Raw genomic sequence first — 18288 nt, 5'->3', positions numbered from 1 at the left:
GACACACACGCCATGAGCAACGGCAGGACCCACAACGACATCGGCGAGCGGATCGTCCGCTGCCCGGCCTGCGGCGGCGACAGCATCTACGCCGCCAGCAATCCCTATCGGCCCTTTTGCAGCGCGCGTTGCAAAGGCATCGACCTCGGCGCATGGGCCAACGAAGAATTCAGGATGCCCGCCGAAGAGCCGCCGGACGACGAACCCTTCGGCGATCCAAAGCTGAAGCAGTAGCTGGCTGCGGCGGCCGCCGCGCTATTTCTTCAGCGCTGCGCTGCCGTCGCTCAGCAACGCGCGGTCCATGTAAGTCGCGAAGGAGCGCGTGTACTTGGGCCGCAGATGGCCGGCGTCCTTGTATGCGGGAGCGCCATCGGGCATGGTACGCAGGCACTGGCCATCGGCCGTGCACAGGTTGGCGACCGCATCAATCACCTCCACGCCGCTCGCAATGCCTATCTGCCGCAGCTTGTCGTTCAGTTCGCGCTGGTCCTGCAGTATCGGCAGCGTCGGCATCGAGCTCGTCACCTTCATGGATGCGAGCCGGCTGCCTTCCAGCAGACGCTTCGGCTCGAAATCGGGGCTCACCGGAATGTCGAGCAGCAAATAGACCTTCTTGCCCTTGCTCGACAGTTCGCGCAGCAGCTGGCCGAGCGAGTCGAATGCCAGCGCCATGCCGTCGCCGCCGCGGAACTGATGCGCCGCGCCGCTCGCATCACGGAAGTAATAGCCCGGCGCGCCGCCGGCGATGAAGTAGCAGTTCCAGCACCCGCCGATCACCACCGTGTCGATCTCGGGGCTGTGGGCAAATTCCAGCACCGCGGTGCGCCGCTCGGCGCAGCCTATGTTCGCGTCGGCATAAACACCGGGAATCGGCGGGCAAGACCCCTGCGTCGCGAAGTAGATGGTGTTGGCCTTGTCGGGCACCGTGCGCGCGAGCTCCTCAGCGCGAGGACCATATTGCTGCACATGGCTGTCGCCGATCAGCAGGCTCTTGCGTGGACCCTTGCCCACCCGGTAGAGCAGATGCCGCCCGATTTCGTAGTTCTTGAAATCGTCGTAGTAGCCCACGTCCGCGGCTGCCTCCGATATCTGCTGCAGACGAATGTCGTGATGGCGCGGCTGCAGCACGCCAGAGAACACCACCAGGCCCAAGACCACGAGCGCAATGCCCAAGCCAGCAAGCCAGCGCAGCAGACCGGGGCTGGTGCGCGTACGCGTGTAGCGCTCGACGAACCGATAGGTCAACCAGGCCAGCACCACGCTCGCGACGACCGCCCCCGCGCGTACTGGCATCGACGGCATTCCATCGCTCAGGATGCGCGCATAAGCGAGCAGCGGCCAATGCCACAGATAAAGCGGATAGCTGATGAGCCCGATCCACACCATCACGCGGTTCGAGAGCAGGTACTTGTTCAGGAAGCCCGTGGGGCCGGCCGCAATGCAACTCACCGCCCCCAGCGTGGGCAGCAACGCCCACCAGCCGGGAAAGGCCTTGTCGCCGCGGATCATCACAAGCCCCAGTCCGAGCAGGCCCACACCGACGAAGGACTGCACATGGCTGCGCAAGCGGCTAGGCGCTGCGGGCTTCAGACGCATGCACGCGAGAATGCCGCCCACCATCAGCTCCCAGAAGCGCGAAGCCGGCGAATAGAAAGCCGCGGTGCGAAACGGATGGATCGTGAGCACATTGACGAGAAATGACACCACCGCAATCGCGAGGATCACGCGGATCATTGGCCAGCGGCGGCGCCAGGCCACGCCCAGCAACACCGGCCAGAAAATGTAGAACTGCTCCTCGATGCCGAGCGACCACAGATGCAGCAGCGGCTTGGTTTCCGCGGCGGTATCGAAATAGCCGGCATCCGCCCAGAACACGAAATTGGCAAAGAAGGCCGCACCACCCGTGACCTGCTTGCCCAGCTGCGCAAACTCGTCGGACAGCAGCATGTACCAGCCGAAGCACAAGGTGGCCAGAAGCACCAGGATGAGCGCCGGAAAAATGCGCCGGATGCGCCGGGCGTAGAAGTCGCGATAGCTGAAGTCGCCCGCCACCTGGCTCTGCAGGAGGATGGTCGAGATCAGGAAGCCCGAGATCACGAAGAAGATGTCGACACCGATGAAGCCGCCGGGCAGCACGCCCGGAAACGCGTGATAGATCACCACGGAGGCCACGGCAATGGCACGCAGGCCGTCTATGTCCGGTCGGTACTTGGGATGCAGCATCTATTGGAGTCGTTGAACGCGCTGTGGCGGTTCTGATTGTTTTTGCGCAAGCCTACGCGGCCGACCCGGCGGCATGAGGAAGTCCACGCTCCTCGGCCAGCCATTCAAGCACCGGCATCGCGCCGGGCAGCACGGGCGTCACGTCCAGCGGCAGCTGCTGCCAGCGCATTGCCTGCCCTTCGCGCATTTCAAATTCACCGCTCCAGGCCGTGACCTTGCACCAGTGCAGCCGCACCAGCGCATGAGGATAGTCGTGCTCGGTGACTTTCCAGACCTCGGCGCCCCCGATGGTGATGCCGAGTTCTTCCTGCAGCTCGCGCCGCAGCGCCTGCTCGACCGTTTCGCCCGCCTCGATCTTGCCGCCCGGAAACTCCCAGAAGCCGGCGTATGCCTTGCCCTCGGGACGAGTCGACAGCAGCAGCGCGTCGTCGGCCAGGCGGATCAGCACGCCGACGGCCACCTCGGTGTGCTTGCGGCCCCCGGGTTGCGGCTTCGCGCTCATGCGCCGGCCCGCCCAGCGTAGTCGCGCGCGAACTGGTAGGCCACGCGGCCGCTGCGCGAGCCTCGCTCGAGTGCCCAGACCAGCGCCTCGGGCCGAGCCGCCTCGATGGCAGCCTGTTCGACGCCGAAGGAGGACAGCCACTGCGCAACGATGGCCAGGTATTCGTTCTGGCTGAACGGGTAGAAGCTGACCCACAGGCCGAAGCGCTCCGACAGCGAGATCTTCTCTTCGATCACCTCGCCGGGATGCACTTCGCCGTCCTCGGTGTGGGTGTACGAAAGGTTGTCCTTCATGTATTCGGGCAGCAGGTGGCGCCGGTTGCTGGTCGCGTAGATCAGCACGTTGGGCGTGGCCGCCGCGATCGAGCCGTCGAGAATCGACTTCAGCGCCTTGTAGCCCGGCTCGCCTTCGTCAAAGCTCAGGTCGTCGCTGAACACGATGAATTTCTCGGGCCGCTGCGACACCACCTCGACGATGTCCGGCAGGTCGGTCAGTTCGGCCTTGTCGACTTCGATCAGGCGCAGCCCCTGCGGTGCATAGGCCTGGAGGCATGCGCGAATGAGGGACGACTTGCCCGTGCCGCGCGCGCCGGTCAGCAGCACGTTGTTGGCCGGCTTGCCTTCGACGAACTGGCGCGTGTTGCGCTCGATCTTTTCCTTCTGCACGTCGATTTCCTTCAGTGAATCGAGCGCCATTGCGGCCACGTGCTTCACCGGCTCGAGCACGCCATGGCCCGAGCTGCGGCGCCGATAGCGCCAAGCGATCGACGCGTTCCAGTCGGCAGGTGCAGCCAGCGGCTGCGGCAAAATCGATTCGATGCGGCCGATCAGCTGCTCGGCGCGCTCGATCAGCTTCTGGAACTGCTCATTCATGACCTGTAGTCGGCGTTGATGGTCACGTAGTCGTGGCTCAGGTCGCAGGTCCACACCGTTTCGCTCGCGTTGCCGCGGCCCAGGCCGATGCGCACCGTGATCTCGCTCTGCTTCATCACGCGCTGGCCGTCTTCTTCGCGGTACGACGGGTTGCGCCCGCCTTTCACCGCGACGTGCACGTCGTCCAGGAACAGGTCGATGCCGGTCTGATCGAGATCGGCAATGCCGGCATAGCCCACGGCCGCCAGGATGCGACCCAGGTTCGGGTCGCTCGCAAAGAAAGCGGTCTTCACCAGCGGCGAATGCGCCACGGCATAAGCCACTTGCCTGCACTCTTCCGGATTGCGGCCGCCCTCGACCTGGATGGTGATGAACTTGGTGGCGCCTTCGCCGTCGCGCACGATGGCCTGAGCCAATTGGCGCGCCACGTTCTGCATGGCAGCCACGAGTGCCTGGCCCTCTGCCGATTCCAGCGAGGTGATGGTTGCGTGCGCAGCCTTCTGCGTCGCGATGACCACGAACGAGTCGTTGGTCGATGTGTCGCCGTCGATGGTCACGCGGTTGAACGAAGCGTCGGCCAGGCGCTTGGCCAGCGGCTGGATCAGCGACGGGTCGATCTTTGCGTCGGTGGCCATGAAGCCCAGCATGGTCGCCATGTTCGGGCGGATCATGCCGGCGCCCTTGCTGATGCCGGTGATGGTGACCGTGGCACCGCCGACCTGGACCTGCTGGCTGAACGCCTTCGGAATCGTGTCGGTGGTCATGATGCCTTCGGCCGCACGCGCCCAGTGGTTCTCCGAAGCGTCAGCCAGCGCGGCGGGCAGGCCGGCTTCGATGCGATCCACCGGCAGGGGCTCCATGATCACGCCGGTCGAGAACGGCAGGATCTGCTCGGGCGCGATTTCGAGGTGGCGCGCCAGTGCGATGCAGGTGGAGCGCGTGCGCATCAGGCCGTCTTCGCCCGTGCCGGCGTTCGCGTTGCCGGTGTTGATGACCATGGCGCGAATGCCGTAGTTGGCCGCCAGGTGGTCGCGGCAGACCTGCACCGGCGCTGCGCAGAAACGGTTCTGGGTGAACACGCCTCCAACCGCCGAGCCTTCGTCGATCAGCACGACGGTAAGGTCCTTGCGGTTGGCCTTGCGCACACCCGCTTCGGCCACGCCGATGCGGACGCCGGGCACCGCGAACAAGGCGGCAGGATCAGGAGCGGACAGGTTCACGGGCATGGGAGGTTCTCTTCCGGAGTTTCTGGGTCAGCTGAGCTTGCCGTGGCACTGCTTGTACTTCTTGCCACTGCCGCAAGGGCACGGGTCGTTGCGGCCGACGCGCGCAAAGGCAGCCGCCTCGGCGCTGAGCGTGCCCAGCCCCAAGCCCGCGGCCGCGATGCGGCGCTGGTTTTCTTCGTCGAGGCGAACCTCGACTTCGCCGGTTTCGGTCGGCGCGCTGTAGGTGATATTCGAAACGTTTTCGCCACGGCTCTCGAGCGCATCCGCCGCCTGCTCGAGCTGCTCGCCCGACTGCACGCGCACCGTCATCAGCTGGCGCGTGACTTCGTTCTTGACCGAATCGAGCAGCTGGCCAAAGAGCTCGAAGGCTTCGCGCTTGTATTCCTGCTTGGGCTGCTTTTGCGCATAGCCGCGCAGGTGGATGCCCTGGCGCAGGTAGTCGAGCGAAGCCAGGTGCTCGCGCCAGTGCGTGTCGATGCTCTGCAGCAGCACCATGCGCTCGAACTGGGTGAAGTTTTCCTGGCCGATCAGCGCCACCTTGGCGTCGAAGGTGTCGTTGGCGGCCTTCACCACCTTTTCGACGATGTCTTCGTCGCTCACGGCCTCGGCGGCCTCGACTTCGCTCTTCAAGGGCATGTCGATGCCCCACTCGTTGAAGAGCGTCTTCTCCAGGCCCGCCAGGTCCCATTGCTCCTCGACCGATTCGGCCGGCACGTATTGGCGCACCAGGTCGACAAAGCAGCCCTCGCGCAGCGCCGCGATCTGCGCCGTCAGGTCGGCTGCGTCGAGGATGTCGTTGCGCTGCTGGTAGATCACCTTGCGCTGGTCGTTCGACACGTCGTCGTATTCGAGCAGCTGCTTGCGGATGTCGAAGTTGCGCGCCTCGACCTTGCGCTGCGCGCTTTCGATGCTGCGCGTGACAATGCCGGCTTCGATGGCTTCGCCGTCGGGCATCTTGAGGCGATCCATGATCGCCTTCACGCGGTCGCCCGCAAAGATGCGCATCAGCGGATCGTCCAGGCTCAGGTAGAAGCGCGAAGAACCCGGATCGCCCTGGCGGCCCGAACGGCCGCGCAGCTGGTTGTCGATGCGGCGCGACTCATGGCGCTCTGTCGCGATGATGCGCAGGCCGCCGAGCGACTTGACGAATTCATGGTCCTTGGTCCACTCGGCGCGGATGCGTGCCACTTCGGCCTGCTTGGCAGCTTCGTCGAGCGACTCGTCGTTCTCGACCGCCTCGATCATCTTCTCGATGTTGCCGCCCAGCACGATGTCGGTACCGCGGCCCGCCATGTTGGTCGCGATGGTGATCATCTTCGTGCGGCCGGCCTGCGCCACGATGTCGGCTTCGCGCGCATGCTGCTTGGCGTTGAGCACCTGGTGCGGGAGCCCCGCCTTGGTGAGCAGGCCGTCGATGATTTCGGAGTTCTCGATCGACGAGGTGCCCACCAGCACCGGCTGGCCGCGCTCATAGCATTCGCGGATGTCCTGGATGGCCGCTTCGTACTTTTCGCGCGTGGTCTTGTAGACGCGATCGAGCTGGTCTTCGCGCTTGCTGATGCGGTTCGGCGGAATGATGACGGTCTCGAGACCGTAGATTTCCTGGAACTCGTAAGCCTCGGTGTCGGCCGTACCGGTCATGCCGGCCAACTTGTTGTACAGGCGGAAGTAATTCTGGAAGGTGATCGAGGCGAGCGTCTGGTTCTCGGCCTGGATCTGCACGCCTTCCTTGGCTTCCACGGCCTGGTGCAGGCCGTCGCTCCAGCGGCGGCCCGTCATCAGGCGGCCGGTGAATTCGTCGACGATGACCACTTCGCCCTGCTGCACCACGTAATGCTGGTCGCGGTGATACAGGTGCCGTGCGCGCAGTGCGGCGTTCAGGTGGTGCATCAGCGTGATGTTCGCCGGATCGTAGAGCGAGGCGCCTTCGGGCAGCAGCTTGAATTCGCTCAAGAGCTGCTCGGCCTTCTCGTGGCCGTCTTCGGTCAGGAACACCTGGTGGGTCTTCTCGTCGACCGTGAAGTCGCCCGGCACCGTGACGCCTTCGCCCGTGCGCGGATCGGCTTCGCCTTCCTGCTTGGTCAGCAGGGGCACCACCTTGTTGATGGCCAGGTAGAGCTCGGTATGGTCTTCGGCCTGGCCGCTGATGATCAGCGGCGTGCGCGCCTCGTCGATCAGGATGGAGTCCACCTCGTCGACGATGGCGTAGTTCAGCGCGCGCTGAACCCGGTCGCCCGGCTCGTACACCATGTTGTCGCGCAGATAGTCGAAGCCGTATTCGTTGTTGGTGCCGTACGTGATGTCGCTCGCGTAGGCCTGCTGCTTTTCCTCGCGCGGCATCTGCGGCAGGTTGATGCCCACCGTAAGACCCAGGAAGTTGTACAGGCGGCCCATCCACTGGGCGTCGCGGTTGGCGAGGTAGTCGTTCACCGTGACCACGTGCACGCCGTTGCCCGACAGGGCATTCAGGTACACGGGCAGCGTGGCGGTCAGCGTCTTGCCTTCGCCGGTGCGCATTTCGGCGATCTTGCCGTTGTGAAGCGCCATGCCGCCAAGCAGCTGCACGTCGAAATGGCGCATCTTCATGACGCGCTTGGAGCCTTCGCGCACCGTGGCAAAAGCTTCGGGCAGCAGGGCATCGAGGGTTTCGCCCTTGGCGATGCGGTCCTTGAATTCCTGAGTCTTGGCGCGCAGCCCGTCGTCGGTGAGCTTCTCGAATTCGGGTTCCAGCGCATTGATGCGCTCCACCGTCTTGCGATACTGCTTGAGGAGCCGGTCGTTGCGACTGCCGAAAATCTGGGTCAGGAAGTTGGTTGCCATTGGCGTGGAGATGGGCGTGCACCTGACACAACAGGCACTGCGACCGGATTCCCTAAGATATGGTGAAAGCAGTTGGGCGCGCCTTCTTCGAATGCAAGCCTCGAAAGCAAGCGGCTCAGACCGGATCTGCCGGCGCAAGCGTCGGCAAACCGGGCATTTTAGCTGCCCTTGTTCCACCCTCCGGATTACCCATGAATCGCCGCTCCGTCCCGCCCGTCACGCTGCACCAGGCCGCCGAAGGTTCGCCGACCCTGGCGAGCCTGATTGCGCGCGCGCGCGACTCTGGCGACCGGCTGCGGGCCGTGGAGGGATTGATCCCGCCGGCCATGCGCCCGGCCGTGCAGGCCGGCCCGGCCGAGGGGGATGTGTGGTGCTTGCTGGTCAACGGCAGCGCCGCGGCCGCCAAGTTGCGCCAGCTGTCGCCCATGCTGGTCACCCGGCTGCGAAACCGGGGCTGGGACGTAAACACGATCCGGATCAAGGTGCAATCCGGGCGCTGAAAGAAAAAGGCGGCCGACCGGGCCTCCGGCCCCGGCCGCCGATCCGGCCAGTCTCTATTGCGGTTGAAGCCCGATGTCGTGCGCCACCTTCTGCCAGCGCTCGGCCTCCGCACGCATGAAAGCACGCAACTCGCCCGTGGTGGAACCCTTCAGTTGCACGCCGAGGGACGTCATGCGCTCCCTCACCGACGGATGGTCCAGCGCAGCGATGGCTTCGCGCCGCAGCCGCTCGATCACTTCCAGCGGCGTGGTGGCGGGCGCCACCAGCGCCCACCATTGGTCGATCTCCATCCCCTTGAGTCCGCTTTCCGCCAGCGCGGGCACCTCCTTGAGCCCCGGAAGGCTCACCCGTTGCGCGCTCGTCACCAAAAGCGGGCGGATCCGGTTGGCACCCATTAAGCTGGAGCCGCTGGCCAGCGTTGCGAAGTGCCCGCCCACCGTACCCGCCGCCACGTCGGTAAGCGCCGGCGCCGATCCGCGGTACGGAACCATGTTGAACTTGATCTTGGTGCGGCTCGCCAGCAGCTCGGCCGCCAGATGGCTCACCGTGCCGGCTCCGCTGTGCGCAATGGCCGGCGGCATCTGCCGGGCAGCAGCCGTCTTGATGAAGGTCTTGAAGTCGCGGCTGTCGTCGTCCATGCCCGCAAAGAACACGAGCGGGGAGGTGCCGATCATCGTTACCGGCGTGAAGTCGCGCAGTAGGTCGTAGGGCAACCGCGCGGTCACTGCCGGCGCAATGGCGTGCGGCAACTCGACAATGGCCAGCGTGTAGCCGTCGGGCGCGGCCTTGGCCGCCGCCTCGGTGCCGATCTGGCCGGCCGCACCGGGCCGGTTGTCGACGATCACCGTGCTGCCGAGCGTCTGGCTCATGCGCTGCGCCATGGCGCGCGCAATGGCGTCGGTGCTCCCGCCCGCCGCCCACGGCACGATCAGCTTGATGGGCTTGTTGGGAAAGGCCGCCCAGGCGCGCTGCGTCGTGGCGCCGAAGAGAGCGGCCGAACCGGCAGCCAGGAAAGCGCGGCGTTGCATTGCTTGCATGGTTTCGATTCCTTTGGATAACTAGGGAGCTCAGGCGGTCTCGTCCGGCCAGCTCGGATCGCGCGACGCGTTGGCGGTCAGCATCAGCACCACGTGGGCATCGCCCGCGATGGCGCCGCCTTCGCGCAACTGGCGCACGGCGTCCAGCCCGCCCGCGGCGCAGAGCTCGGCACTCACGCCGGCCGCCGTGAGCTTCTGCCGCGCAGCGCGGGCCTGGTCGTCGCTGACCACCACCGCGCCTCCCCCGGAGGCGACGGCCGCCTGCCACTGCAAAAAGGTCACGGTGGAGCCGGCGGTGGAAAACTGCGCGGTGTGGCCGGGATACGCGCCATTGAGTGCGCCGCCGGCCAGCACGCGCGAGAGGCGCGCAAACGGCTCCACCAGCCAGAGTCGCGGCAGGCGCGCAATGCGCCCGGCGGCCAGCAGGTCGCGAAAGCCCGCGTAGATACCCCACGCCAGGTCGCCGCGCGCCGTCGGAATCACGATGTGATCGGGCAGGCCGCCCTCGTTCAGGCACTCCAGGGCGATGGGCTTGTAGCCTTCGATTGCCAGCGGCGCGCTGCCCAATGCGGGCAGGCGGTAGTTCGTCAGCGCGAAATAGCCCGCATGTTGTGAGCGCTCACGCACAAACGCCCACCGGCCGGCGTTGTCTGCAAAGGTGTAGCGCCGGGCACCGAGGGCGTCGAGCTGCCGTGCATAGGCGGCCGGCAGGCCTTCATAGGTTGCCACTTCGCAGCCCAGGCCCGCGGCCCACGCATAGTGCGCCGCGGAGATCGCGGCGTTGCCCGACGAGGCCAGCACCAGCGTGTGGGCACCGAAGTCCAGCGCCTGGGCCACACCTACGGCCGTCATGCGGTCCTTGTGCGAGCCGGTGGGGTTGGACGATTCGTCCTTGAGCGCAAGGCGTGCCACGCCGAACTCGCGCGCCAGCTCCGGCATCTCCAGCAGCGGCGTGCCGCCCTCGCCCAGCGTGAAGCCCGGCGTGTAAGGCATGGGCAGCGGGCCGCCGCTCTCGGGCCGGTAGCTGGCACGCAAGCCGGCATGAACGCCCGTGGCACGGCAGGCCGGGCAGCCGTCGTTCGCCAGGGTGAGCGGATAAGGAGCCTCGCAGCGCAGGCAACGAAAGCCCTGCAAGCCAGGGTTTCTCACCGGCTGCGGCGGGCGCGCCCGCGCGGTGCCCGGCGAATCGGTGGGCGGCTCGGAAGGCGAGGCGAACTTGAAGTGCATTACGGGCGCGGGCATGTGTCAGGCGGTCTTGGGTAGAAGTCGTGCCTAAATCTTAGGCATCTGCAAATAAAATCATCTAGCTTGGAATACTCAAGCGATAAGAAAACTTATCGATGCGCTTCACCGAAATAGAGACCTTCCGCGCCCTGATGCGCGCCGGCTCCACCCGCAAGGCCGCGGCGCTGCTGCATGTGACGCAGCCCGCCATCAGCCAGTCGCTCAAGCGGCTCGAGGCGCAGGCCGGCATGGTCCTGTTCCAGCGCACCGGGGGCCGGCTGGTGCCCACGCCCGAGGCACGCGTGCTGTGGACGGAGGTGGAGCGGGTCTTCATCGGCATGGAAGCCATCGAGCACCGCATGCGCAGCCTGCGCGACTTCGGCACCAACCAGCTCGAGCTCAGCTGCTATCCGGCCTTCGGCCTGGGCTTCATGCCGCGTGCGCTGGAGCGCCTGAAGGCGCAGCGCGGCGACAGCCCGTGGCCGCAGGTGTCGTTGCAGGTGCTCAGCTCCAAGGACGTGCGCGACCGCGTGGCCAAGGGCATTTCAGACTTCGGCCTGATGGCCGACGAACTGTCGCTCGAAGGCATCGACCATTCGACCTTCGCGCGCTTTCCCGGTGTGGTCGTGATGCCGCAGGGCCATGCACTGGCGCGCTTCAAGCGCATCGAGCCGGAGCAGCTCGCGCAAGTGCCTTTCCTGGCGCTGAACCCCGAAGACCCTTCGCACCGCGGCCTCGAAGCCGCGCTTGCAGAACGCGGCGTCGCGCTCCGGGTGATGGTGCAAACGCCCTACGCGGCCAGCGTGTGCGAGATGGCTTTGCGCGGCTTGGGCGTGGGGCTCGTCAACCCGATCACCGCGCTCGACTACGCCGAACGCGGCCTCGTGGTGCGCCGGCTCTCGGTCGACGTGTTCTTTTCATGCGTGCTGGCCATGCCCGCGGGCAAGGCGCTCTCCACCACCGCCCGCGACTTTCTTTCGCTCATGCGGCGGCAACTGGCGGAAGACGAAAAACGCATCCAGCGCTACCTGCGCTGATCCCCGCGGGCTGCTTACTTCCAGCCGAACTCGTGGTTAAGCCCCACGACGAAGCCGTTCACGCCGCGGGAGCCTGCCCCGGTGCGCGAAGCACTCACGTCCAGGCTGATCTGCGGCGTGAGGCCGAAGCGCCAGCCTATGCGCGAAGTCCACGCGCCCGATGCGCGGCTGCGCTCTGCAATCAGCGAGACCTTGTCATCGAGCGCCCATTCCGCCGCCACCCCGCCGCGCGGCGTGCGCGCGCCGGTGCCCGTGGCCCAGTCGGCGCCGATGTTGGCGTGGAACTGCAGGCGATCCAGCGGGCGCCAGGTGACCGGCAGCACCAGTTGCCCGCCGGCCCGGCCGCCGCGCGTCACGTCGAACACGGCGCCGAGCGCAATTGCCGCGCTCAGCGGCGCACCGGCCGCCGGCCCGAAGAAGTTCCATTTGAGCTGCGGCCCCACGGTGACCGAATGCATGCCCTCTACCGAGAGCCGCTCGATGTTCAGCCCCAACTCGACGGGCCCGACACGGCAGGACGGGCCAGCGTGCAGCACCGTCACCGGCTCTGGGCCGGTACGGCCCCACCAGGCTTCGTACTGGCAGCGGCCCGCGTCGAGCGTGCCAGCATCGTCGACGTCGAAATGGCCTGCGGCCTGGGCACCCGCGCTCGCCAGGGCGCAGGCGGCCAGGGGCAACCATGCGAGCCGGGGCCGTCGAATCGTTGTTGTGAGTCTGTTCTTCTTCATCGCCTGCATCCCGGGGATCGGGCATTCTAGGGACGGCGAAAGTCGCCGCGGTGACGCGGCAGCGCCCCGGCCGATTGCCTCAGATCTCGAACTGCGGCTGCAGCTCGCGGATGCGTTTGATGGCCACGCCGGCAGCGGCCGTGCGGGTTTCGACGCCGAGCTTCACGTACACCCGCTCCAGGTGCTTCTTGGCCGTGGCAGGGCTGCTGCCGAGAATTTCGCCGATGTCCTTGTTGGTCTTGCCCTTCACCACCCAGTAAAGCACCTCGGCCTCGCGTGCCGTGAGCTTCAGGCTCAGGCTCATGGCCTCGATCACGCCCGTGTCCGAAATCTCGCGCATGACGATCATCCATTCGTCGCCATCGTCGTCCTGTCCGGTCTGCCGATGCAGGCGAAGGCTGAGACTGCTTGCGCTTGAGGTGGCCCCGGCGCTCTTCACGATGGAAAGCGCCGGCGGCTCGATGCCCCGCTCCCTCGCGTCGGGCGCATGGCGGCGTAGCCACTCGAGCACCTCGGGCGGTGTTTCGGGCGCGCGGGTGTCGCAATAGCGCTGCAGCAAGTCGCGCGCGAGCGCCGTCTGCCAGATCAGCCGGCCCTCGGGCAGCCGCACGGTAATGCTGGCATAGCCGAACGCATCGAGCGCATTGCGCGCCTGCCCGGCCTGGCGCGCGTCCTGCCGGGCGCGGCGGGCGCCCTGCAGATGCACGTTCATGCGCGCCAGCACTTCCTTGGGCTTGATCGGCTTGGTGACGTAGTCGACCCCGCCCGCTTCGAGCGCGGCCACCAGGTGCTCTGTTTCGGTGAGCCCGGTCATGAACACGATGGGAATGTGGGCCGTCGCAGCATCGGCCTTGAGCCGGCGCGCCACCTCGAAACCGTCGATGCCCGGCATCATCGCGTCGAGCAGCACGATGTCGGGGCGGGCCTGCGCGGCGCGCTGCAGCGCCTGTTCGCCGTTGGTGGCAATGAGCACCGTGTAGCCAGATTCGTCCAGCGCGTCGTGCAGCACCGCGAGGTTGTCGGGCACGTCGTCGACGATCAGCACCAGGTCGCTGTTGGCGCCCTGTTCGCGCAACGTTTTCGCAAGCGGTGTGGTTTCCATGGGGTCGATGTTCGCCGCAAATTTTCAGGCCGCACTCACGGCCGCGGCAAGCGCGCGGCCCATGGCCTCGAACTGGAACTGGCGGGCCAGCACGCGCTGCGCCTCGGTCCATGCCCTGCATTCGGGCTCTTCGGCATCGATCTCGTCGAGCTGGTTCATGATGCCGCGAAAGTAGCCCAGGCTCACGGCTTCGTCGAGTGCGCGCAGCCTCGAAAGCGAAGGCGCCTGCACGGCGCGGGGTACGGCGGCGGGCAACGGCTTCGCAGCCGTGTCCGTCCACTGCAGGCCGAGCCGCCGCTCGAGCCAGTCGAGCAGCTCCGTGTGCCGCACCGGCTTGACGAAGAAATCCTCGGGCGCGATGCCCACGTCGTTCTCCAGCCCCTTGTCGAAGGCATTGGCCGAAACGATGGCCACCGGCGCATCGACCAGGCCCAGCTTGCGCGCACGGCGGATCGTCTCCCAGCCGTCGATGCCCGGCATGGCCAGGTCGACGAACATCGCGTCCGGCCGGTAGCCGGCTGCGATGAGGTCGAGCGCGTCGTGCCCGCTCGCGGCGGTGCGCAGGCCAAAGCCGAGCGGCGCCAGCACATGGCCGAGCAGGTCGCGGTCGGCCTCTTCGTTGTCGACCACCAGCAGTTGCCGCCGGCGCCCTTCGTAGCCGCGCCGCGCGCGTTGCGCCGGCGCAGCGCGGCCCAAGGCGCCTGCGGTCTCGTGCACGCGCGGCAGGAAGAGCCGCACGCAGAACAGCGAGCCCTCCCCGGGCGTGCTGCTCACCTTCATCTCGCCGCCCATCAGGTCGGTCAGCATCTTCGCGATGGTGAGGCCCAGCCCCGCACCGGGCGTTGCGGCCGCGGCCGCATCGCCGCGCGTGAAGGGCTCGAAGATGCGTTCGATATCTTCGGCCGTCATGCCCGGGCCGGTGTCTTCTATTTCGACCGAGGCGAACTCGCGTGCGTATGAAAGCCGCAGGGTCACCTCGCCCGCGGTGGTGAACTTGATCGCGTTGCCCAGCAGGTTGATGAGAATCTGGCACACCCGCTTTTCGTCGGCGCGTACCACCTCGGGCAAGGTTCCCGTCGTCTCGAAGCGGAAGCGCAGGCCCTTCTCGGCCGCCTGCAGTTCGAACATGTCGGCCAGCTCGCGCAGGGTGTCGGCAAAGCGCATCGGCCTGGCATGCAGCGTGAGCTTGCCGGCCTCGATGTGCGCAATGGCCAGCGTGCCTTCGATGAGCGACAGCAGATGCTCGCCGCCGCGCTTGATCACCGCCACCGCCTGCTGCCGGTGCGGCGGCACCGATGCGTCTTCGCCCATGAGCTGCGCATAGCCAAGAATGCTGTTGAGCGGCGTGCGCAGCTCGTGGCTGATGGCGCTGATGTAGCGGCTCTTGGCCTGGTTGGCCTGGTCGGCGGCGCGGCGGGCCTCTTCGGCCGCGAGCTTGGCCTGCTCCGCGACTTCGCGCGCCTCTTCCGCAGTCTGCTTGGCCGACTGCAGCGCGCGGTCGGTGGCGCGGTGCAGCTCGATCTCGCGCATCAGCAAGTGCGTTTGGCGGTTCGATTCTTCCTGCGCTACCTTGCGGCTCTGGTGCGCCAATACCAGCCACCAGGCCACGACGCCGGCGATCACCAGCAGCGCCATGTACGCCTTGAGAAAGCCCGAGCGCAGCGACGACTGCTGCACACCTGCCAGCGCCTCGGCGAGCTCCGACTGCGATGCGAGCTGCAGTGCGCTTTCGCCCAGCGCGCGCAGCTCCTGCTGGTAGAGCACGCCGAACACCACCGCCAGCACCGGCACGATGATCAGCATCAGCAGCAGGAAATGCCCGAGCCCCGTGTCGAGATAACGCCAGCTGAGGCGCGGCAGCAGCCAGCGCAGCGCCGACGACCACTGCGCCGAAAGGCTCGCGTGCGGCTTGCACAAATCGCCGCAGCGCGCATCGAGCGTGCAGCACAGCGAGCAGATCGCCCCTTGGTAGGCGGGGCAATGGGCCATGTCCGGCCCCTCGTATTCGCGCTCGCAGATCACGCAGTGCTGCACCTTGAGACGCTGGTAGCTGCCATCGGCGCCGCGCTCGTCCACATCGTTCTCGACGCGCGCCCAGCGAACCGCGCGCGGGCCCTCGGCCGGGGCAAAGGCGACCGCGCCATTGCCAATCGAACCCCGCGCCAGGTAGTACTTGCCGCCGGTCGCCCAGGCGATCAGCGGCGAAACAACGAGCGCCGTGCCAAGCGCAATGAGCGCCGAGAAAGCCTGCGCCAGCGGCCCGAAGACGCCGAGGTGCGCGGTGATGGAAAGCAGCGAAGCCAGCGCCATCGCACCCACGCCCACGGGGTTGATGTCCCACAGGTGCGCCCGCTTGAACTCGATGCCCGGCGGCGACAGGCCCAGCGGCTTGTTGATGACCAGGTCGGCCACCACGGCCATCATCCAGGCGATGGCGATATTGGCGAACAGCCCGAGCACATCGCCCAGCGCCTCGAACACGTTCATCTCCATCAGCATGAAGGCGATGAGCGCGTTGAACACCACCCAGACCACCCGCCCCGGGTGGCTGTGCGCCACGCGCGAGAAGAAGTTGCTCCACGCCAGCGAGCCCGCGTAGGCGTTGGTCACGTTGATCTTGAGCTGAGAAATCACCACGAACAGCGCGGTCGCGGCCACGGCCCAGCCGTAGTTGGGAAACACGTACTCGTAGGCCGCCAGGTACATCTGGTTCGGATCGACCGCGCGCTCGACCGGCACCATGTGCGTGATGGCCAGGTAGGCCAACAGCGCGCCGCCCAGCATCTTGAGCACCCCCAGCACCACCCAGCCCGGCCCGCCGGCCAGCACCCCCGCCCACCAGCGCCGGGCGCTCACGGCCGTGCGCGCGGGCATGAAGCGCAGGTAATCGGCCTGCTCCCCCATTTGGGTGATCAAGGCAATGCCGACCGTCAGCGCAGCGCCAAACAGGTGCAGATCGAATCCCTTCGCCCCCGTCTTGACACCGTTGTAGTGCACGATGCCCGCGAATGCACCAGGATCGCGCACCAGCACGAAGATGAACGGCACCACCAACATCACCAGCCACAGCGGCTGGGTCCAGAGTTGCAGCCGGCTGATGGCCGATACCCCGTGGGTCACCAGCGGAATCACCACCAGCGCGCACACCAGGTAGCCCCAGACCGGGGGCACGCCGAGGGCGAGTTCCAGCGCGTAGGCCATCACCGCCGCCTCGAGCGCAAAGAAGATGAAGGTGAACGACGCGTAGATGAGCGAAGTGAGTGTGGAGCCGATGTAGCCGAAGCCCGCGCCGCGCGTGAGCAGGTCCATGTCGACGCCGTAGCGGGCCGCATACACGCTGATCGGCACGCCTGCCAGAAAAATGATGAGGCCCGTGGCCACGATGGCCCAGAACGCATTCGCGAAGCCGTATTGCACCAGCAGCGTGGCGCCCACCGCCTCCAATATGAGGAACGACGCCGCGCCAAACGCCGTGTTGGCCACCCGCCATTCAGACCATTTTCGAAAGCGCTGCGGCGTGTAGCGCAGCGCGTAGTCTTCGAGCGTTTCGCTCGCCACCCAGCTGTTGTAGTCGCGCCGCACCTTGACGATGCGCTGCGGCGCGTCGTCGGGGCTGGTGGAAGTCTCGGCGGGGTTCACACCGTTTCGGTGCAGCTTTCGTGCCATCCATACGTCTTTTGGCGAACAGCGGCACGACTGTTGCAAAGCCGAAGCCTGCCCAATAATGGCCGACCTCCACGCACCCGACGCCGCCCCTCATGGAACTGACCCCGCGCGAAAAAGACAAGCTGCTGATCTTCACCGCAGCATTGCTGGCCGAACGCCGCAAGGCGCGGGGCCTGAAGCTCAACTACCCGGAAGCCGTCGCGCTGATTTCTGCCGCAGTGATGGAAGGCGCGCGCGACGGAAAGAGCGTTGCGGCGCTCATGAGCGAGGGCCGCACCGTGCTCACCCGCGCCGACGTGATGGACGGCATCGCCGAGATGATTCCGGACATCCAGGTGGAGGCCACCTTCCCGGACGGCACCAAGCTGGTCACCGTCCACCAACCCATCGTCTGACTCTTTTCCAGAACAAGAAAGCCCTGTCATGCGCCACAACGCTTCCAAGACTCTTGCCCTCATTGCCATGCTGCTGCCGCTCGCGGCCAGCGCCCATACCGGCGCCGACGGCGGCGTGCACCACGGCTTCACCACCGGCTTTCTGCACCCCCTGACCGGCGCCGATCACCTGGCGGCCATGGTGGCAGTCGGCCTTTGGAGCGCGTTGGCGGCGCGCCGCGCCTGGCCCGATCTGCTGTGGGCACCGCTGGCTTTCGCGGGCATGCTGCTGGCCGGCGCGCTGATGGGGCTGGCGGGCGTGCAGTTGCCGGCGGTCGAACCGATGATCGCGGCCTCGCTGCTGGTGCTGGGCCTGCTGGTTGCAACGCGCACCCACCTGCCGGCCGCGGCAGCCGCGGCGGTGGTGGGCGTGTTCGCCATCTTCCACGGCGTGGCGCACGGCCAGGAACTCGCGAGCGAACAGGGCGCGGCATTGACGCTGGCCGGCATGGTGGGCGCGACCGTGCTGCTGCACCTCGCAGGCATCGGGCTCGGCTGGGCGCTGCGCCATGCCAATGTCTGGCTGCCGCGGGTCGCAGGCGCCGCGGTGGTGGCGCTGGGCGCGACGCTGCTCTCGCAGGCGGTCTGATCACAGGCGCCGCGACACCATGATTCCCGGAGAATTCATCACCGACGAGGGCGAGCACACGCTCAACCCCGGTCGCCGCACGCTCACGCTGGTGGTGCAGAACACCGCCGACCGGCCGATCCAGGTCGGCTCGCACTATCACTTTGCCGAGACCAACGGCGCGCTCGGCTTCGACCGCGAGGCCGCGCGCGGCATGCGGCTGAACATCGCCTCGGGCGCGGCGGTGCGATTCGAGCCGGGCCAGCAGCGCACGGTCGAACTGGTCGATTTTTCGGGCGACCGCGTCGTCTACGGCTTTCGCGGCCTCGTTCAAGGAAAGCTCTAAGC

16 protein-coding genes are annotated in these 18288 nt (G+C 66.7%); 6 read left to right on the top strand and 10 right to left on the bottom strand.

Translation table 11 applies throughout. The annotated features are described in order from the left end of the window. Positions 1 to 12: 12 nt before the first annotated feature. The gene (locus tag V9L20_RS23820; protein ID WP_258502157.1) at positions 13 to 234 is read left to right on the top strand and encodes a DNA gyrase inhibitor YacG; all 222 of its coding nucleotides are present in this window, start codon (positions 13 to 15) and stop codon (positions 232 to 234) included. A gap of 21 nt (positions 235 to 255) precedes the next feature. Here V9L20_RS23820 and V9L20_RS23815 read toward each other — a convergent pair whose 3' ends face one another. From V9L20_RS23815 to secA, 5 genes are read right to left on the bottom strand one after another with little or no spacing between them, the layout of a single operon-like run. Continuing rightward, entirely contained in the window at positions 256 to 2223 is a 1968-nt protein-coding gene (locus tag V9L20_RS23815) for an acyltransferase family protein (protein WP_337298484.1), read from the bottom strand. A gap of 52 nt (positions 2224 to 2275) precedes the next feature. Next, a complete protein-coding gene (locus V9L20_RS23810) occupies positions 2276 to 2725 on the bottom strand; it encodes a (deoxy)nucleoside triphosphate pyrophosphohydrolase (protein ID WP_337298483.1) in 450 nt (149 codons plus the stop codon). Next, positions 2722 to 3597 carry an ATP-binding protein gene (locus tag V9L20_RS23805; protein WP_337298482.1) on the bottom strand — a complete coding sequence of 292 codons (876 nt, stop codon included), beginning with the start codon at positions 3595 to 3597 and terminating at the stop codon, positions 2722 to 2724. The genes V9L20_RS23810 and V9L20_RS23805 overlap by 4 nt, the downstream gene beginning before the upstream one ends. Then, positions 3594 to 4823 carry a bifunctional glutamate N-acetyltransferase/amino-acid acetyltransferase ArgJ gene (gene argJ / locus V9L20_RS23800; RefSeq protein ID WP_258502160.1) on the bottom strand — a complete coding sequence of 410 codons (1230 nt, stop codon included), beginning with the start codon at positions 4821 to 4823 and terminating at the stop codon, positions 3594 to 3596. Before argJ ends, V9L20_RS23805 begins: the two co-directional genes overlap by 4 nt. A 27-nt stretch (positions 4824 to 4850) precedes the next feature. Continuing rightward, positions 4851 to 7643 (bottom strand): preprotein translocase subunit SecA, encoded by a 2793-nt coding sequence (secA, locus tag V9L20_RS23795; RefSeq protein WP_337298481.1) that lies wholly within the window; start codon positions 7641 to 7643, stop codon positions 4851 to 4853. A 191-nt stretch (positions 7644 to 7834) separates the two neighbouring features. Between secA and V9L20_RS23790 the strand changes: the two genes are divergently transcribed. Further along, complete coding sequence (locus tag V9L20_RS23790) at positions 7835 to 8143, top strand: hypothetical protein (protein ID WP_126746989.1); 309 nt, start codon at positions 7835 to 7837, stop codon at positions 8141 to 8143. Between the two features lie 54 nt (positions 8144 to 8197). On the opposite strand, the gene V9L20_RS23785 is transcribed toward V9L20_RS23790, so the two are convergent. Together V9L20_RS23785 and V9L20_RS23780 are read right to left on the bottom strand one after the other, a co-directional pair. Beyond that, positions 8198 to 9181: a Bug family tripartite tricarboxylate transporter substrate binding protein gene (locus V9L20_RS23785; RefSeq protein WP_337298480.1), complete on the bottom strand. Its 984-nt coding sequence runs from the start codon at positions 9179 to 9181 to the stop codon at positions 8198 to 8200. A 30-nt stretch (positions 9182 to 9211) separates the two neighbouring features. Next, the gene (locus V9L20_RS23780) at positions 9212 to 10423 is read right to left on the bottom strand and encodes a pyridoxal-phosphate dependent enzyme (protein WP_337298479.1); all 1212 of its coding nucleotides are present in this window, start codon (positions 10421 to 10423) and stop codon (positions 9212 to 9214) included. Positions 10424 to 10521: 98 nt separating this feature from the next. On the opposite strand from V9L20_RS23780, the gene V9L20_RS23775 reads away from it, so the two are divergent. Further along, positions 10522 to 11442, top strand: coding sequence for a LysR substrate-binding domain-containing protein (locus V9L20_RS23775; protein WP_337298478.1), 921 nt, complete (start codon positions 10522 to 10524; stop codon positions 11440 to 11442). Positions 11443 to 11456: 14 nt separating this feature from the next. Here the strand turns inward: V9L20_RS23775 and V9L20_RS23770 are convergent, their stop codons facing one another. From V9L20_RS23770 to V9L20_RS23760, 3 genes are all read right to left on the bottom strand, one after another. Continuing rightward, entirely contained in the window at positions 11457 to 12170 is a 714-nt protein-coding gene (locus tag V9L20_RS23770; protein WP_337298477.1) for a hypothetical protein, read from the bottom strand. 79 nt (positions 12171 to 12249) lie between these two features. Further along, positions 12250 to 13272: a response regulator transcription factor gene (locus tag V9L20_RS23765; protein ID WP_337298476.1), complete on the bottom strand. Its 1023-nt coding sequence runs from the start codon at positions 13270 to 13272 to the stop codon at positions 12250 to 12252. Between the two features lie 24 nt (positions 13273 to 13296). Next, the gene (locus V9L20_RS23760; RefSeq protein ID WP_337298475.1) at positions 13297 to 16938 is read right to left on the bottom strand and encodes an ATP-binding protein; all 3642 of its coding nucleotides are present in this window, start codon (positions 16936 to 16938) and stop codon (positions 13297 to 13299) included. Positions 16939 to 17030: 92 nt separating this feature from the next. On the opposite strand from V9L20_RS23760, the gene V9L20_RS23755 reads away from it, so the two are divergent. From V9L20_RS23755 to V9L20_RS23745, 3 genes are read left to right on the top strand one after another with little or no spacing between them, the layout of a single operon-like run. Next, the gene (locus V9L20_RS23755) at positions 17031 to 17333 is read left to right on the top strand and encodes an urease subunit gamma (protein ID WP_015867014.1); all 303 of its coding nucleotides are present in this window, start codon (positions 17031 to 17033) and stop codon (positions 17331 to 17333) included. Between the two features lie 28 nt (positions 17334 to 17361). Further along, positions 17362 to 17961: a HupE/UreJ family protein gene (locus V9L20_RS23750; RefSeq protein ID WP_337298474.1), complete on the top strand. Its 600-nt coding sequence runs from the start codon at positions 17362 to 17364 to the stop codon at positions 17959 to 17961. Positions 17962 to 17980: 19 nt separating this feature from the next. Then, a complete protein-coding gene (locus V9L20_RS23745) occupies positions 17981 to 18286 on the top strand; it encodes an urease subunit beta (RefSeq protein ID WP_157615575.1) in 306 nt (101 codons plus the stop codon). Positions 18287 to 18288: the final 2 nt, after the last annotated feature.

The sequence above is a fragment of the Variovorax sp. CCNWLW225 genome (assembly GCF_037204045.1).
GTDB lineage: Bacteria > Pseudomonadota > Gammaproteobacteria > Burkholderiales > Burkholderiaceae_C > Variovorax.
This window is presented reverse-complemented; position numbering and strand designations above follow the sequence as displayed.

Excerpts from the sequence above, each read along its gene's own strand:
- V9L20_RS23820 (WP_258502157.1), top strand. The coding sequence starts at position 13 with ATGAGCAACGGCAGGACCCACAACGACATCGGCGAGCGGATCGTCCGC.
- V9L20_RS23815 (WP_337298484.1), bottom strand. The coding sequence starts at position 2,223 with ATGCTGCATCCCAAGTACCGACCGGACATAGACGGCCTGCGTGCCATT.
- V9L20_RS23810 (WP_337298483.1), bottom strand. The coding sequence starts at position 2,725 with ATGAGCGCGAAGCCGCAACCCGGGGGCCGCAAGCACACCGAGGTGGCC.
- V9L20_RS23805 (WP_337298482.1), bottom strand. The coding sequence starts at position 3,597 with ATGAATGAGCAGTTCCAGAAGCTGATCGAGCGCGCCGAGCAGCTGATC.
- argJ (WP_258502160.1), bottom strand. The coding sequence starts at position 4,823 with ATGCCCGTGAACCTGTCCGCTCCTGATCCTGCCGCCTTGTTCGCGGTG.
- secA (WP_337298481.1), bottom strand. The coding sequence starts at position 7,643 with ATGGCAACCAACTTCCTGACCCAGATTTTCGGCAGTCGCAACGACCGG.
- V9L20_RS23790 (WP_126746989.1), top strand. The coding sequence starts at position 7,835 with ATGAATCGCCGCTCCGTCCCGCCCGTCACGCTGCACCAGGCCGCCGAA.
- V9L20_RS23785 (WP_337298480.1), bottom strand. The coding sequence starts at position 9,181 with ATGCAAGCAATGCAACGCCGCGCTTTCCTGGCTGCCGGTTCGGCCGCT.
- V9L20_RS23780 (WP_337298479.1), bottom strand. The coding sequence starts at position 10,423 with ATGCCCGCGCCCGTAATGCACTTCAAGTTCGCCTCGCCTTCCGAGCCG.
- V9L20_RS23775 (WP_337298478.1), top strand. The coding sequence starts at position 10,522 with ATGCGCTTCACCGAAATAGAGACCTTCCGCGCCCTGATGCGCGCCGGC.
- V9L20_RS23770 (WP_337298477.1), bottom strand. The coding sequence starts at position 12,170 with ATGAAGAAGAACAGACTCACAACAACGATTCGACGGCCCCGGCTCGCA.
- V9L20_RS23765 (WP_337298476.1), bottom strand. The coding sequence starts at position 13,272 with ATGGAAACCACACCGCTTGCGAAAACGTTGCGCGAACAGGGCGCCAAC.
- V9L20_RS23760 (WP_337298475.1), bottom strand. The coding sequence starts at position 16,938 with ATGGCACGAAAGCTGCACCGAAACGGTGTGAACCCCGCCGAGACTTCC.
- V9L20_RS23755 (WP_015867014.1), top strand. The coding sequence starts at position 17,031 with ATGGAACTGACCCCGCGCGAAAAAGACAAGCTGCTGATCTTCACCGCA.
- V9L20_RS23750 (WP_337298474.1), top strand. The coding sequence starts at position 17,362 with ATGCGCCACAACGCTTCCAAGACTCTTGCCCTCATTGCCATGCTGCTG.
- V9L20_RS23745 (WP_157615575.1), top strand. The coding sequence starts at position 17,981 with ATGATTCCCGGAGAATTCATCACCGACGAGGGCGAGCACACGCTCAAC.